Genomic DNA, 15,152 nt, shown 5'->3' with positions numbered 1-15,152 from the left:
GCTGCCGCCGCAAACGCTCGACGGCCTCGAGCCGAGATGCGCCGGGGTCGGGTGTCGACCTCGGCGCTTCCCGGTCGGGCATCGGTTAGAAGTCGACGGGCGCCTCGGCACCCGCGTCTGCGGTGACATCGGCGCCGATGCCGAGCTTCTCCTTGATCTTCTTCTCGATCTCGTCGCGCACGTCGGTGTTCTCGAGCAGGAATTTTCGGGCGTTCTCCTTGCCCTGGCCCAGCTGATCGCCCTCGTAGGTGTACCAGGAGCCCGACTTGCGGATGAAGCCCTGGTCGACACCCATATCGATGATCGACCCCTCCTTGGAGATGCCCACACCGTAGAGGATGTCGAATTCGGCCTGCTTGAACGGCGGCGACACCTTGTTCTTGACGACCTTCACGCGGGTGCGGTTGCCTACCGCATCGCTGCCGTCCTTCAGTGTCTCGATGCGGCGCACATCCAGACGCACCGAGGCGTAGAACTTCAGCGCCTTACCACCGGTGGTGGTCTCGGGCGAACCGAACATCACACCGATCTTCTCGCGCAACTGGTTGATGAAGACCGCGGTGGTGCCGGAGTTGTTCAGTGCGCTGGTCATCTTGCGCAGTGCCTGGCTCATCAGGCGGGCCTGCAGGCCGACGTGACTGTCGCCCATCTCGCCCTCGATTTCCGCGCGCGGCACCAACGCGGCGACGGAGTCGATGACGATGATGTCCAGTGCGCCGGAGCGAACCAGCATGTCCGCGATCTCCAGGGCCTGCTCACCGGTATCGGGCTGGGAGACCAGCAGGGCGTCGGTGTCGACCCCGAGTTTGCGGGCGTATTCCGGATCCAGTGCGTGCTCGGCGTCGATGAATGCCGCGACACCACCGTTGGCCTGCGCACTGGCGATCGCGTGCAGCGCGACGGTGGTCTTACCGGAGGATTCCGGACCGTAGATCTCCACCACGCGACCGCGCGGCAGACCGCCGATACCCAGTGCCACGTCCAGGGAGATCGACCCCGTCGGGATCACCGAGATGGGCGGGCGGGAGTCCTCGCCGAGGCGCATGACCGCGCCCTTGCCGAAGCTCTTCTCGACCTGCGCCAGCGCAAGCTCCAGCGCCTTGTCCCGGTCGTAAGCCTGTGGTGCCATCGTCTTGTTCCCCTTCTGACGGGTCAGTCTCATTGTGTGGTTGGCGCCCACGGTAGAGGGCGGCACCGACAAGTTCTGCCCGCAAGCTTAGACGAACAGATGTTCGAGGCAAGCGACGCGCCTACGACACGTCGCAACGGCCGCGCAACCGCACCCCGTTCCCCGCGAACCGGGCATCATCCACCGCAGCGCGCCGTCACCATCGGTTCTTCGGGACATCGAATTCCGCACACAACGCCCGCCAGACCTCACGCGGGTCGATGCCGTCCTCGATCGCCTGTGCCCCGGTCCGGCCGCGCATCATGGGCAGCACATGATCCGACAGCAGCAGATCACCGCGAACAACACCGAATTCGGTATGCAAGAGTTCCTGAAATTCAGTCAACCGCACCGTGCCGAGGGTACCGGTGACGCACCTGCCGACCGAGCCGCCCTCTCACGGTCGCACCCTCCCGTGTCCCTCCTTTGGCCGAGCGCGCGCCACTCAGCCCGCGCGAGCACCGTCCAGGACCTGGTGGCAGACCGCCACCGGATCGGTGACATCGGCGACGGTTTCCGCTGCGGCCGTGGCCGCTTTACGATAGGACTCGTCCTCGAGCACCGCCTCCACCGCACCGCGCAGCGCCGCCGCAGTGAACGGCCGCACCAGCCGCGAACTCCCCTGGCGAACAGCGCGATTGGCAAGCTCCCACTGGTCCCCACCGCCGGGCACGGTCACGATCGGAACGCCCGCTAGCAGCGTTTTCGCCAGCAGTCCGTGCCCACCCCCACCGACCACCACCGCGGCGTGGCGCAGCAGTTCGTCCTGTCGCCCCAAACCCGCTGTGGCCCAGGCCGGCAGCTCCTGCGGCGGTGCGTCGAGCATCGAGATCGCCACGCGCACACCACTGTCGGCCAGTGCCTCCAGCGCACCGGAAGCCAGATCACCGACACCGGTGTGGGCGGTGGACGGTGCCACCACCACCAGCGGGCGATCGCCGGGAGGCAGGGCCAGTACCTCGGTGGTCGGCTCCCACAGCAGCGGCCCCACCACATGGGCATGCTGTGGCCAATCCGGCCGTTCCACTTCCAGGGCGGGCAGAGTAGCGATCAACCTGGCATCGGGGCCCGGATCCACCTCGGGCAGACCCACACTCGCGCGCGCGACCCCGCGCTGCCGTTCCCCCCGGGTAATCGCGCGTGCGGTCAGCCCGCGCAGCACGGTATCGCGCATCCGTCCGCGCAACCCCTCCCCCGGCGCCAGCCCGCTCCCGATGGGAGGCAGGGCGCGCGACGGCAGGTACAGCGGATGCGGCGACAACTCCAGCCACGGCACCCCGAGCCGTTCCGCGGCCATCCCACCACCGGCGGTCAGCACATCCGACACCACGAGTTCCGGCAGCATCGCACTGAGCTCGGGCAGGATTTCGGTCGAGATATGAGCCGCGCGTTCGTGGATGCGTGCCCCCGCGTCGCCGTCGTCGTCCTCCGGCCGCGGTGCCAAGCCCTTCAGCCGGCGTACCGCGATCCCCTCCGAGCGGGCCGCATCGAACCAGCGTGGGCTGGTGAACAACACCGGATCATCGCCCGCCCGCAGAAACCGCAGGCACAGCGCGATCGCCGGAAAAGCATGACCCGGATCCGGTCCCGCGACAACAGCCACTCGCATGGCCCCACCCTGCCACACCGGCCGGAGCCGGGATCGCGCGCAGGGCGGACCGATTCATCGCGCGGGCGGAGCCGATTCACACCGGACAAGCCGGATTCCGGCCCGGCGGCCCGCACGGCAGCAGACAGCACGGCGGGCCGCCCGGCAGTACCCGGGCGGCCCGCACCGAGGGGTCGCTACAGCTTGCCGACCGTCGTCTTCTTCGAGCCCGAGACGGCCTTGTACAGCAGGTACAGACCGAAGACCACAACGCTGATCATCAGGATCGGGAACAGCGCCTTGACCAGCGCACCGACCACGATCAGCGCCAGCCACACGAGCGCGACGACGCCCAGAATCTTCCAGAACATGTCCATTCCTCCCGAAGGTTTCCGAACCGCCGTCAACGCGATCCGACTTCTCCATACTCTCAACTCGAAGCCGGAAAATCACCAGGTCAGCACCGATATCCGGGAAATCTCAGGGTGAACCCCGAGAGAGAACGGCACTCCGGCACCCACACCGGCGTCAGCGCCGGTCGGCCAGATCGGTGAGGGCCTGGGCCCAGCCGTCGAGCCGATCGGCGGCCTCACGCAGCGTGAACATCGCCCAATCGAATTCGCCCGCGGCGACGTCCGGAGCGGTTCCGGCCGTAGCAGCCAGGATCCGGCCGGTAGCATCCAGCAGTTGTTCGTATTCCGCCACACCGGATTCCAGCCGCTCCACCATCGACTCCAGCTGTCCGGCCAGGTGTGGCGCCTCGCGCGATGCCGCTACGATCTCGACCGTCTGCTCCATCGCGGCGATATCGCCCGCCAGCGCGTGCAGTGCGGCGGCGGCGGACGCTGCGGTCGCCAGGGTGTCGCCGAGATCTTCGGCAGGCAACCGGCCGCTGCGGGAGATCCTGGCGCCGAGTGCGTGCATGGCCCGTTCCGCACGCACCAGGCGCGCGATCGGAGTGCGCGCCGCAGAGCGCATCGCGGGCAGCTTACGCGGGACGAATGCCGCGGGCGGCAACGGATTTCGCCGAAGTTCGAGATAGCGACGCGTGCTGACGGCCGCGCCGGTCACCATGGCTACCGCACCGCCACCAACCACGATCACCGCCCAGACCGGTGCCGACATCACTACCAGGCCGGCGGTTCCCACCGCCGTCACACCGGAGGCAGCGCCCCAGCGCACGCTCCGCCGACGCACTCGCCGCCGCTTACGAAGTTCCCGCTCCCGCGGATCGGCCCACTTCCGCACCGATTGCAGGGCGTATCCCCCCACATCTCGCAGAGCTCCCGGGCCGCGTGGGTGGTCGACGGACATCGTGGTGCTCCGACCCGTCGTAGCGGAGGCCTCGGCGGGGGCGTCGGCACCGATGCGGGTCGATCGCGACCACCGTCGTGCACGGTTCGAGGCGGGCTCGGTACGTGCCCGCGTTCTCACCATCACCACAGCCTTCCGATCGACCCGCCGCCACGTACTACTGCTGCGCGGCCTGACCCGGGTTGGCCTGCGGCTGGGCAGGATTAGGGGCGGGCGTACCGGCGGCGGAACCGCCCGACGGCAGCGCGTCACCGGCCATGGAGGCACGAATCTGCTCGAGGCGGCTGTGACCGGCCATCTGCACGCTGGCCTGCTGCACCTCCATCATGCGACCCTGCACGGTGTTCTGTGCCAGTTCCGCAGAACCCAGCGCATTGGCGTAACGGCGCTCGATCTTGTCGCGCACCGCGTCCAGGTTGGGAGTGCTCCCGGGGGCGGACAGCGTCGAGTCCATCTGCTGCAGCGAGGCCGAGACCTGCTCCTGCATCTTGGCCTGCTCCAGCTGGCTGAGCAGCTTGGTGCGCTCGCCCACCTTCTGCTGCAGCAGCATGGCGTTCTGCTCGACGGCCTTCTTGGCCTGGGCAGCAGCCTGCAGCGACTGGTCGTGCAGCACCTTCAGGTCCTCGACCGACTGCTCGGCCGTGACCAGCTGGGCCGCGAACGCCTCGGCGGCGTTGGTGTATTGGATCGCCTTGTCGGTATCGCCGGCCTGGGTGGCCTGGTCGGCCAGACCGACCGCCTGGCGTGCGTTGGCGTTGAGCTTCTCGACCTCGTCGAGCTGGCGGTTCAGCTTCATCTCCAGCTGACGCTGGTTGCCGATCACCGACGCGGCCTGCTGCGACAGGGCCTGGTGCTGACGCTGGGCTTCCTCGATAGCCTGCTGAATCTGCACCTTCGGATCCGCATGCTCCTCGATCTTGGAATCGAAGAGGGCCATCATGTACTTCCAGGCCTTCACGAACGGATTAGCCATCGATTGATCCCGCCTCCATCTGACTGCGCCGCGCCCCAGCACGGCGGCGGTGCGCGACCGTCACGCACCCCTTGTCCCTTACATCCTCCACCGCGCGATGTCCGGCCACCGAATCGCCCGTCACCGACGCTTAGTAAGAATCTATCGGTTTCCGCGCGGTCGCACAGCCCGCCGGTGCCGATCCGAGACCGACACCGGCGTTCGCCACCGCGTGGCGGCTCACTTCGCCTGCACCAATACCAGTTTCTCGGCCTTCGGGGCCGGAATCACGATCCGGGTGTTGCCGGTGAGACCAGCCCGCGCCGCCACGGCCGACACGCCCGCACCGGTCTCGGCGGGGGCCGTCTCGGCGACCGGCGCCACATCGGCGTCCGCCATGGTGGCACTGACATCGACCAGCACTTCCGACAGCGGAACGTCGAGCGCCTGGCAGATCGCGGCCAGCAGTTCACTCGACGCTTCCTTGCGGCCGCGTTCGACCTCGGACAAATAGCCCAGGCTCACCCGCGCCGACGTCGACACCTCGCGCAGGGTCCGACTCTGGGCGATCCGAGCGCGCCGCAGACTCTCGCCGATGGCCTCTCGAAGCAGCGTCATCTCGTTCTCCTCACGTTCTGGGCTCACCGGGCCGAAGCGCGACCGCCGTCGAGCGTGACGCACCCCTACCGTCTACCCGTGCCAACGTTGTACGGCACCCGATTGGTTCCCGTCCGGGTGAATTCCCCTCGGCTCGAACCGGAAAACCCGTTCAACCGACTGCAGGGTCCGCGACACCGGGATCTTCGCCACCAGTGTCTCCGGTACCGAGCCGGGACGCGAGTTGCACAACCGCGGCGCGTACTGCACCGATCCTGATCGTCCACCGATCCCCGGTCAGGTGCAACCGCATCACCTCGGTGCACCCCGGGCCGCTGAGCCCCAGGAAAACGGTGCCCACCGGGTTGCCGTCCTGCGGATCCGGCCCCGCGACACCGGTCAGCCCGACGCCCCAATCGGCCCCGCATACGGTGCGCGCGCCCACCGCGAGTTGTTCGGCCGTGGTGGCGGCGACCGGCCCGTCCGCGGCCAGCGTGTGCTCACTCACGCCGGCCAGGCTCTGTTTGAGGTCGGTGGCGTACACGATCACCCCACCGCGCAGCACCGTACTCGCCCCGGGCACCCCGGCGACGGTCGCCGCGAGCAGGCCCGCGGTCAGCGATTCGGCGGTGGCCACCGTGTACCCGCGCTCGGTCAGCCGCGCCACCAGGGCGGCGGTTTCGGGAACCGCGGCCAGCGGATCGGCGGGATCGGGCCGGCCGGTGCCCGCCGCGGTCATCGCCGCTCGGCCGGGCGGGCCCACAATCGCGCCGCCTGCACGACATAGTCGAGACCGGTGACCACGGTCAGTACCAGGGCGATATACATCAGCGCCATCCCCGTGGTGGCCCAGGCGCCGGCCAGCGGGAGCAGCAGCACACCGATCGCGACCGACTGCACCAGGGTCTTGACCTTCCCGCCGCGACCGGCCGGGATCACGCCGCGCCGCACCACTGCCAGCCGCAGCAGCGTCACCCCGATCTCGCGGGCGCAGATCACGATGGTGATCCACCACGGCAGGTCTCCCAGTACGGACAGCCCGATCAGCGCGGATCCGATCAATGCCTTGTCGGCGATGGGGTCGGCCAGTTTCCCGAAGTCGGTGACGAGCCCGTACTTGCGCGCCACCTGACCATCGATGCGGTCGGTGATCGCGGCGACGGCGAACAGAGCGGCGGCACCGACGCGCCAACCGGTGTCGTGCCCGCCCGCGGCGAACAGTGCCAGCAGAAAAACCGGGACGATCAGGATGCGCAGGATCGTCAGAATATTGGCGATGTTCATCAGCGGTACCGCCGAGGGCTCGACCGTCCGCTTCACTTGCGGGGAAACGAGTTTCGCCCGGGATCTACCGGCTTCGCTCCAGGATCTGTCCATATCGTCGCTCTGCACGCTCACCGGCACCCCCGGCCGGAGTGAACGCAGCCGCGAACCCCGGTAGGTCGGGACGAGCGGGCAGAGGAGATGTGCGGCACTCCACCAGACTATCGTTTGCCGGCCCGACTACTGTGCACCCCATGACCACGCGGGCACCTCACAGCGATTCGATCGGCGCCACCAGTCCCGGCACCGTACGCGTCCGACGTGCCCGAACCTCGGACGTGCCCGCCATCAAAAGCCTCATCGACGTCTATGCGGGCCGGATTCTGCTGGAAAAGAATCTGGTCACGCTCTACGAATCGGTCCAGGAGTTCTGGGTCGCCGAGATCGGCGCGCGCATCGTGGGATGTGGCGCATTACACGTGCTGTGGGCCGACCTGGGAGAGGTACGCACCGTCGCGGTACATCCCGATGTCAAGGGCCACGGCGTCGGGCGTGTGCTCGTGGATCAGCTCATCACCACCGCCCGCGAACTGCAGTTGCAGCGGTTGTTCGTACTCACCTTCGAGGTTCCGTTCTTCTCCCGGCACGGCTTCGCCGAGATCGACGGCACCCCGGTGACCGCGGAGGTCTTCGCGGAAATGTGCCGCTCCTACGACACCGGTGTGGCCGAATTCCTCGATCTCAGCTACGTGAAACCGAATACCCTCGGCAACACCCGGATGCTGCTGACCCTGTGAGGGCTCGCCCGTTCACGCCGGGCATTCCTGCATCCATCGACCGCTACTCCCTCGCCCGCTCCGACATTCCCCGGGAGATCCCGTGCCCATCTTCGCAGTCCAGTACACCTATTCCGAGGCGACCGCCGCCGCCCGCGACGGGCATCGTCCGCTCCACCGCGCCTGGTTGTCGGAGCTGGTCGACCGGGGCGTGGTGCTGGCCACCGGCCCTTATGCCGACGGGTCCGGCGCACTGATCCTGTTCCGTGCCGAGAACGACGCGGCGATGACCGAACTGCTGACCGCGGACCCGTTCGCCGAACACGACCTGATCGAGCGCAAACAGTTCACCGAGTGGACGCCGGTGATGGGTGCCTTCGTGTCCTGACGGTTCGGGAGTTACGATCCACCACATACTCAACTAGTTGCATATGCGAGGTGGCGATGCAGGCATTCCGGAAGGCCGTGGAGGCACGAGACACCGCAGCGATCGAAGCGCTGCTGGCCGACAACGTGGTATTCACCAGTCCGGTGGCGTTCAAGCCCTATCCGGGACGCCCGATCACCGCCGCGATCCTGCGCGGCGTGATGCGGGTGTTCGAGGATTTCCGCTACGTCCGTGAGATCACCGACGGCCGCGATTCGGCACTGCTGTTCGAGGCGAAGGTCGACGGAAAGACCGTCAGCGGCTGCGACTTCATCCATGTGGACGACGACGGTCTCATCGACGACCTGATGGTGATGGTCCGCCCGCTGTCGGCGGCCAACGCCCTGGCCGCCGCCATGGGTGCGCAGTTCGACCGCATCAGCGCCGAAGCGGCCGAACAGATCCAGCGCGAGAACCCCGGGGCCTGACCCGGCCGGTCACACCTCGGCTTCGGCCGGTGCCGCTTCCTCCGCGTCGCCGCCGCCGCGAATCGAATACAGCAACCCGTCCAGCTCGTCGGGTTTGATCAGCACGTCCCGTGCCTTGGAGCCCTCGCTCGGACCGACCACGCCACGCGTCTCCATCAGGTCCATCAACCGGCCCGCCTTGGCGAAACCCACCCGCAGCTTGCGCTGCAACATCGATGTCGATCCGAACTGCGAGCTGACCACCAGTTCGACCGCCTGCAGGAAGACATCGAGATCGTCGCCGATATCCGGATCGACGTCCTTCTTCGCGCCGGCCTTGGCGCTGGTGACGCCCTCCTGATAGTCGGGTTCGGCCTGATTCTTGGAGAAGTCGACGACACCCTCGATCTCCTCGTCGGAGATGAACGCACCTTGCAGGCGGGTCGGCTTGGAGGCGCCCATCGGCAGGAACAACCCGTCGCCCATGCCGATCAGCTTCTCGGCGCCCGGCTGATCGAGGATGACGCGCGAATCTGTCAGCGACGAGGTGGCGAAGGCCAACCGGGAGGGCACATTGGTCTTGATCAGACCGGTGACCACATCCACCGACGGCCGCTGCGTGGCCAGCACCAGGTGAATTCCGGCGGCACGCGCCTTCTGGGTGATGCGCACGATGGCGTCTTCCACGTCGCGCGGCGCCGTCATCATCAGGTCGGCCAGCTCGTCGACGATGGCCAGGATGTAGGGGTAGGGCCGGTACACCCGCTCACTGCCCAGTGGCGTGGTGATCTGCCCCGATTTCACCTTCTTGTTGAAGTCGTCGATATGACGGACCTTCGTGGCCTGCATGTCCTGATACCGCTGTTCCATCTCCTCCACCAGCCAGGCGAGGGCGGCGGCCGCCTTCTTGGGCTGGGTGATGATGGGCGTGATCAGATGCGGGATGCCCTCGTAGGGCGTCAGTTCCACCATCTTCGGGTCGATGAGGATCATCCGCACCTCATCGGGTGTGGCACGCCCGAGCAGCGAGACCAGCATCGAATTGACGAAACTCGACTTACCGGAACCGGTCGAACCGGCCACCAGGAGATGCGGCATCTTCGCCAGGTTGGCGGAGACGAATTCACCCTCGATGTTCTTGCCCAGACCGATCACCAAGGGATGGTGGTCGTTTCGGGTCGAGGGGGCCTTGAGCACATCGGCGAGCCGCACCAGCTCACGATCGGAGTTGGGCACCTCGATACCGACCGCGGACTTGCCCGGAATGGGGGCGAGCAAACGCACATTCTCGGTCGCCACCGCATAGGCGATATTGCGGGCCAGCGCGGTGATCTTCTCGACCTTCACGCCGGGGCCGAGTTCCACCTCGTAGCGGGTGACCGTCGGGCCCCGCACGAATCCGGTGACCGCGGCATCGATCTTGAACTGCACCAGCACCTCGGTGATGGCCTCGATCATCGATTCGTTGGCGGCACTGCGCTTCTTGGGGGCGTCGCCATCGGTGAGCAGCGACAGCGGCGGCAACTGATAGTCGCCGTCGACCTCGCGGTCGGTGACGAACTCCAGTTGCTGCTGCGGTGGCGGTTCCGGCGTCTGATCGACGACCTTGGGCGCCTTGCGGGGCTTGGGTTTCGGTGCGGCCGCCGGCTCCTCGGGCTGGTCGGCACCGATGTCCTTGGCCGCACGCAGCGGCGGTTCGCCGAGCACCTCGGTGGCCGCGTCGGCACCGAACTCGTCGGCCGGATAGTTCTCCGACGGAGTCCGGCCACGGCGTCCCGAGCGAGGCTTGTGCGCGGGGAAGCCGTCGTCGTCGTAGTTCTCCGGGTCGTAGAGCCCGTATTGCCCGTCGTAGTCGTCGTATTCGGGGTCGGGCACACCCAGCAGCTCCCGGAACCGGTGCGGCACTTCGCGCACCGTCGTTCCGGTGAGCAGCAGCAAGCCGAAGACCATGGCCAGCAACAGCAATGGCACCGCCAGCCAACCGGTGAGTCCGTTGGTCAGTGGCCCACCCAGCACGAAGCCGACGAACCCGGCCGCGTGCGCACGACCGTGCGCATCGGCGGGCGCACCGGCCAGCACATGCCAGACCCCCAGGGCGGGCAGACCCATCAGCAGGCCGCCGAGGACCAGGCGTGGACGGATTTCGGGATGTGGTTCGGTGCGCATCAGTATCACCGCGATCGCCGAGGCGAGGAACGGCAGCACCGCAGCGGCCGACCCTGCGATCGCGCGCACGGCGGTGTCGACGGCGTGTCCGACGGGGCCGCCCGCCGACAGCCAGACCGCCGCAGCGATGATCACACTGAAAGCGACCAGTGCCAGCGCGATACCGTCCCGGCGGTGCCCGTGCTCGATCTCCCCCGCGCGGCTGATGGTTCGGGTGGTGGCACCGAATCCGCGCGCCAGCATCGACCAGCTGTTGCCGATACCGCGGCCGATCACCGTCATCGGTGCGGCCGGTGGTGGCCGGCGCACCGGCCTGCGCGCAGGGGCCTTGCGGGCACGCGGCGCCGAACGGGCGCGAGAGCCACCGGAGCGAGACCGTGGCTGCGCCCGCCCCCTGGTGGATCCCGCCCGCGAACTGGATGCCGTGGTGCCGCGGGACTTACCTGCCATGACCTCAGGCTAGCCGCAACAGCCCCATCGGGACCATCCGCAACACCCACACCGGCCGCATCATTGCCGACCTCACAGCGCCGTCAACGGCCGAATCCGGTGCTCTGGGCACTGCGAGAGCGCGACCGAGTAGACCCTGAAACGCCCCGGAACCGCGTGCCGGACCGGCGTGGCCGTGGTCCGCGCAGCGAACGACGCGGACCGGTGGCCGCACCTCACCTCGAACCGCAGGTCAGACGCTACGGTCGGTGGCGAATACGGCCTCGATGTCCGCGGCGTCACCCGAGGCGTCGATGCGGACCTCGTTGCGGCCGAAGGCATGGAGCAGCAACTCCGAGGGCTGCCCGGTGAGGACGACGGCGTCACCACCGACATTGTGGGCGGTCACGCGTTCCCCGTCCGGCGTCGCGAGGACCACCGTGACCGGCGACTTCCGATAGGCCATCCGGGCCATCCGCCGCGTCGCCGACCACAGTTTCGCCTCGTCACCCGCGGTCAGCAGGCGCGGCTCCCACTCGGTCCCGGCCCGCAGCACGTCCTCGTGATGGACGAACATCTCGGTCAGATTGGCCACGGCGTCGACCGGTTTCAGCGGCGACCACCACGGCGGTCCGGTGCGGATCTGTTCCAGCAGCTCGGCGAACGGCTGCTGCGCCACTTTGGCCTGCACCGATTCCAGATAACCGGCCAGGGGTTTCACCAGGATCCCGGGCGCCGCGTCGGGCCGCCGCTCCCGTACCACCAGGTGCGCGGCCAGATCCTGCACGGTCCAGGTCCCGCACAGCGTCGGGGCGCCCGGCCCCACCGCCGTCATCGTGGCAACCAGAGCCCGGCGTTCCCGTTGAGCCATACTCATGCCGCCGAGCGTAATGGGACAGGCGCGGAGGCGGTAGCGCAGCGTCACCACGCAGCGCCCCCATTACGCTCCAATTCGGCACAGCGTAATGGGACAGGCGCGGAGGCGGTAGCGCAGCGTCGGCTGGGTTCAGACTCCGATGACGGTCGGGACGATCATCGGGCGGCGGCGATAGGTGTCGGCAACCCAGCGGCCGACGACCCGGCGGACCCCCTGTGCGATGCGGTGGGTGTCGGTCACGCCTTCACCGGCCAGTCGCAGCAGCTCGGCTTCCACCAGTTCACGCGCTCCCATGAGCGCGCCCGGGTCATCGGAGAATCCGCGTCCGCTGACTTCGGGCGGGCTGACCGCTTTACCGGTGGTCGCGTCGACCGCAACGGTGATCGCGATGAAGCCGCCCTCGCCCAGGACGAGGCGGTCGGAGAGCGTCGATTCACCCACATCACCGACCGACAGACCGTCGACGTAGACCTGACCGACGGGATAGCGGCCGACGATCGTGGCGATGCCGTCGACCAGATCCACCACCACGCCGTCCTCGGCGAGCGCGACCCGGTCCTCGGGTACGCCGGTCGCGACGGCGAGGGCGGCGTTGGCACGCAGGTGCCGCCATTCACCGTGCACGGGCATGGCGTTGGTGGGCCGCACCGCGTTGTACAGGTACAGCAGCTCACCGGCCGAGGCATGTCCGGAGACGTGCACCTTCGCGCTCTGCTGGGTGACCACCGTCGCGCCGAGCCGGGCCAGGCCGTTGACGACGGTGAAGACCGCGTTCTCGTTGCCCGGGATGAGCGAGGAAGCCAGCACCACGAGATCGTCGGGGCGAATGTTGATCTGCCGGTGGTCACCGCGGGCCATCCGCGACAGCGCCGACAACGGCTCACCCTGCGACCCGGTCGAGATGAGCACCAGTTTGTGCACCGGAAGGTTCGCGGCCTGATCCAGATCGACGATGATGCCCTCGGGCAGGTTCAGATATCCCAGGTCCTGGGCGATCTGCATGTTGCGGACCATCGAGCGGCCGACGAAGCAGATGCGCCGGCCGTGCCGTTCGGCAACGTCGACGACCTGCTGGATGCGGTGCACGTGGCTGGCGAACGAGGCCACGATCACGCGGCCGGTCGCCTTGCCGATGACATTGTCGAGCACCGGGCCGATCTCGCGTTCCGGGGTGACGAATCCGGGTACCTCGGCGTTGGTGGAGTCGACCAGGAACAGGTCGACACCCTCGTCGCCCAGCCGGGAGAACCCGGCCAGGTCGGTGAGCCGGCCGTCGAGTGGCAGCTGGTCGAGTTTGATGTCGCCGGTGTGCAACGCCAGCCCGGCCGGGGTCCGGATCGCGACGGCGATGGCATCCGGAATCGAATGGTTGACCGCAAAGTATTCACAGCCGAACGGGCCGTGCGTGGTCGACTGCCCCTCGGTGACCTCGACCAGTTTGGGTTGCAGCCGATGTTCGCGGCATTTCGCGGCGACGAGCGCGAGCGTGAACTTGGAGCCCACCACCGGAATGTCGGGACGTAGCCGCAGCAGGAACGGCACCGCGCCGATGTGGTCCTCGTGCCCGTGGGTCAGCACCACTGCGGCCACATCGTCGATGCGATCCTCGATCGGGCGGAAGTCGGGCAGGATCAGGTCGACGCCCGGTTGCTGGTCCTCGGGGAACAGCACACCGCAATCGATGATCAGCAGCGAGCCGCCGTATTCGAACACGGTCATGTTGCGGCCGATTTCACCGATCCCGCCCAGCGCGAAGACCCGCAGGCCCTGCTTGGGCAGCTTGGGCGGCAGGTTCGCCGGTAGCGCCGGCGACATCGGTTGCGGCGCAGCCTGCTCCGAGCGTCCGCGACCGGACTGACGCCCGCGCCCCGAACGCCTGGACCGGCCGCGGTCGGAGCCGGCGTCGCCACGCCGTCCCGAACCCGAGCGCCCACCGGCCTGTTCCGCGGCCTGAGCTTGCTCCGGCTGCGCCGCGCGAGCGGGCTCCGGCGGCGTCGCAGCGGGCTCGGTCTGCGCGGCGGCAGTGGTCGCCGGGCGCGGGGCACCGGCCGTCTCCGTTGGCACGGCCGCAGGCCGCACAGCCTCGGCGGGCGCCGTGGCAGGCGCCGGCTTCGGGGCTCCCGCGGCGCGGCTCGCAGACCGACGTGGACGACGATTAACCGGTTCACTCATGCAAGCACTCCCGCCAGCCGCAATTCGGCAACGATCGGATCGAGATTCGGACCCACCGGCATCAGCTGCGGCAGGCGCGGTTCACCCACCTCCATGCCGAGGAGCCGGAGCGCGGATTTGATCAGCGCTACCCCGCCGACCCGCGCCATCGCCCGGTTCACCGGCAACAGACTGGCATTCACGTCACGAGCCAGGGTCACCTCGCCCGCGGCATAGGCATCGCGCAACTGCACGAGCCGTTCGGGTACCAGGTGGCCGATGACGCTGATGAAACCGACGGCACCCACCGACAGCCACGGCAGGTTCAGCACATCGTCGCCGGAGTAATAGGCCAGTCCGGTGTCGGCGATGAGTTCGGCGCCGGCGCCCAGGTCGCCCTTGGCGTCCTTCACCGCAACGATATTCGGATGCTCGGCGAGCCGGCGCAGCGTATCGGGCGCGATGGGCACGATCGAGCGCGGCGGAATGTCGTAGAGGGTGACCGGCAGGTCGGTGGCATCGGCGACGGCGGTGAAGTGCGCCAGCAGACCCTCCTGGGAGGGGCGCGAGTAGTACGGAGTCACCACCAGCAAACCGTGCGCACCCGCACGCTCGGCATTGCGCGCCAGTTCGATGCTGTGCGTGGTGTCGTAGGTACCGGCGCCCGCGATGACGGTGGCGCGGTGCCCCACGGTGTCGACGACGGCGCGCAGCAGATCGTACTTCTCCGACTCGGTGGTGGTCGGCGATTCTCCCGTGGTGCCGGAGATGGCGAGCAGATCGACGCCACGGTCTACCAGGCGCGACGCGAGGGCAACGCCGGCATCGACATCGAGCTTGCCCTCGGCGGTAAAGGGGGTCACCATCGCGACGCCGACCGTGCCGGACGCGCGCAGCTCCGTTCGCGTCGATTCACCGTTCGTCATGGTCAGAAAGGCTACCCGGTCGTCGGCACCGCTCCGCACCGTCGTCCGTCATATCGGCCTGCCATTCCGGTCACATTCCCACCATGACATCACCGGAGACATCATGAACCC

Annotated in this window: 16 protein-coding genes; 3 read left to right on the top strand and 13 right to left on the bottom strand. The window is 68.1% G+C overall.

The window, feature by feature from the left end; genetic code table 11:
* Nucleotides 1-85: 85 nt before the first annotated feature.
* The 9 genes from recA to pgsA form a co-directional block, all read right to left on the bottom strand.
* Complete coding sequence (gene recA, locus NV2_RS23780; RefSeq protein ID WP_067878721.1) at nt 86-1,129, bottom strand: recombinase RecA; 1,044 nt, start codon at nt 1,127-1,129, stop codon at nt 86-88.
* A gap of 196 nt (nt 1,130-1,325) precedes the next feature.
* Nucleotides 1,326-1,520: a DUF3046 domain-containing protein gene (locus NV2_RS23775; protein ID WP_067878633.1), complete on the bottom strand. Its 195-nt coding sequence runs from the start codon at nt 1,518-1,520 to the stop codon at nt 1,326-1,328.
* 93 nt (nt 1,521-1,613) lie between these two features.
* The gene (locus NV2_RS23770) at nt 1,614-2,777 is read right to left on the bottom strand and encodes a glycosyltransferase (RefSeq protein WP_067878719.1); all 1,164 of its coding nucleotides are present in this window, start codon (nt 2,775-2,777) and stop codon (nt 1,614-1,616) included.
* Nucleotides 2,778-2,953: 176 nt separating this feature from the next.
* Nucleotides 2,954-3,127: a hypothetical protein gene (locus NV2_RS31765; protein ID WP_168436178.1), complete on the bottom strand. Its 174-nt coding sequence runs from the start codon at nt 3,125-3,127 to the stop codon at nt 2,954-2,956.
* A 157-nt stretch (nt 3,128-3,284) separates the two neighbouring features.
* A complete protein-coding gene (gene pspM, locus NV2_RS23760) occupies nt 3,285-4,070 on the bottom strand; it encodes a phage shock envelope stress response protein PspM (RefSeq protein ID WP_067878716.1) in 786 nt (261 codons plus the stop codon).
* A gap of 157 nt (nt 4,071-4,227) precedes the next feature.
* Complete coding sequence (locus tag NV2_RS23755) at nt 4,228-5,043, bottom strand: PspA/IM30 family protein (RefSeq protein ID WP_067878622.1); 816 nt, start codon at nt 5,041-5,043, stop codon at nt 4,228-4,230.
* A gap of 219 nt (nt 5,044-5,262) precedes the next feature.
* Nucleotides 5,263-5,640: a helix-turn-helix domain-containing protein gene (locus NV2_RS23750; protein ID WP_067878619.1), complete on the bottom strand. Its 378-nt coding sequence runs from the start codon at nt 5,638-5,640 to the stop codon at nt 5,263-5,265.
* Between the two features lie 151 nt (nt 5,641-5,791).
* The gene (locus NV2_RS23745) at nt 5,792-6,358 is read right to left on the bottom strand and encodes a CinA family protein (protein WP_084475344.1); all 567 of its coding nucleotides are present in this window, start codon (nt 6,356-6,358) and stop codon (nt 5,792-5,794) included.
* On the bottom strand, nt 6,355-7,017 hold the full coding sequence (gene pgsA, locus NV2_RS23740; protein WP_067878705.1) for a CDP-diacylglycerol--glycerol-3-phosphate 3-phosphatidyltransferase: 663 nt from the start codon (nt 7,015-7,017) through the stop codon (nt 6,355-6,357). Before pgsA ends, NV2_RS23745 begins: the two co-directional genes overlap by 4 nt.
* A 119-nt stretch (nt 7,018-7,136) precedes the next feature.
* Here pgsA and NV2_RS23735 point away from each other — a divergent pair, with 119 nt between their 5' ends.
* The 3 genes from NV2_RS23735 (at nt 7,137) to NV2_RS23725 (ending at nt 8,513) form a co-directional block, all read left to right on the top strand.
* Nucleotides 7,137-7,679, top strand: coding sequence for an amino-acid N-acetyltransferase (locus tag NV2_RS23735; RefSeq protein WP_067878616.1), 543 nt, complete (start codon nt 7,137-7,139; stop codon nt 7,677-7,679).
* 82 nt (nt 7,680-7,761) lie between these two features.
* The gene (locus NV2_RS23730) at nt 7,762-8,046 is read left to right on the top strand and encodes a YciI family protein (protein ID WP_067878613.1); all 285 of its coding nucleotides are present in this window, start codon (nt 7,762-7,764) and stop codon (nt 8,044-8,046) included.
* 56 nt (nt 8,047-8,102) lie between these two features.
* Nucleotides 8,103-8,513, top strand: coding sequence for a nuclear transport factor 2 family protein (locus NV2_RS23725; protein ID WP_067878703.1), 411 nt, complete (start codon nt 8,103-8,105; stop codon nt 8,511-8,513).
* Between the two features lie 9 nt (nt 8,514-8,522).
* On the opposite strand, the gene NV2_RS23720 is transcribed toward NV2_RS23725, so the two are convergent.
* From NV2_RS23720 to dapA, 4 genes are all read right to left on the bottom strand, one after another.
* Nucleotides 8,523-11,108, bottom strand: coding sequence for a DNA translocase FtsK (locus NV2_RS23720; protein ID WP_067878610.1), 2,586 nt, complete (start codon nt 11,106-11,108; stop codon nt 8,523-8,525).
* A gap of 232 nt (nt 11,109-11,340) precedes the next feature.
* Nucleotides 11,341-11,964, bottom strand: a complete 624-nt coding sequence (locus NV2_RS23715) for a TIGR03085 family metal-binding protein (RefSeq protein WP_067878607.1) — start codon at nt 11,962-11,964, stop codon at nt 11,341-11,343.
* 129 nt (nt 11,965-12,093) lie between these two features.
* Nucleotides 12,094-14,136 (bottom strand): ribonuclease J, encoded by a 2,043-nt coding sequence (locus NV2_RS23710; RefSeq protein WP_067878605.1) that lies wholly within the window; start codon nt 14,134-14,136, stop codon nt 12,094-12,096.
* Nucleotides 14,133-15,041 (bottom strand): 4-hydroxy-tetrahydrodipicolinate synthase, encoded by a 909-nt coding sequence (gene dapA, locus NV2_RS23705; RefSeq protein ID WP_067878701.1) that lies wholly within the window; start codon nt 15,039-15,041, stop codon nt 14,133-14,135. The genes NV2_RS23710 and dapA overlap by 4 nt, the downstream gene beginning before the upstream one ends.
* Between the last annotated feature and the right edge of the window lie 111 nt (nt 15,042-15,152).

It is taken from the genome of Nocardia vermiculata NBRC 100427 (assembly GCF_001613265.1).
Taxonomy (GTDB): domain Bacteria; phylum Actinomycetota; class Actinomycetes; order Mycobacteriales; family Mycobacteriaceae; genus Nocardia; species Nocardia vermiculata.
This window is presented reverse-complemented; position numbering and strand designations above follow the sequence as displayed.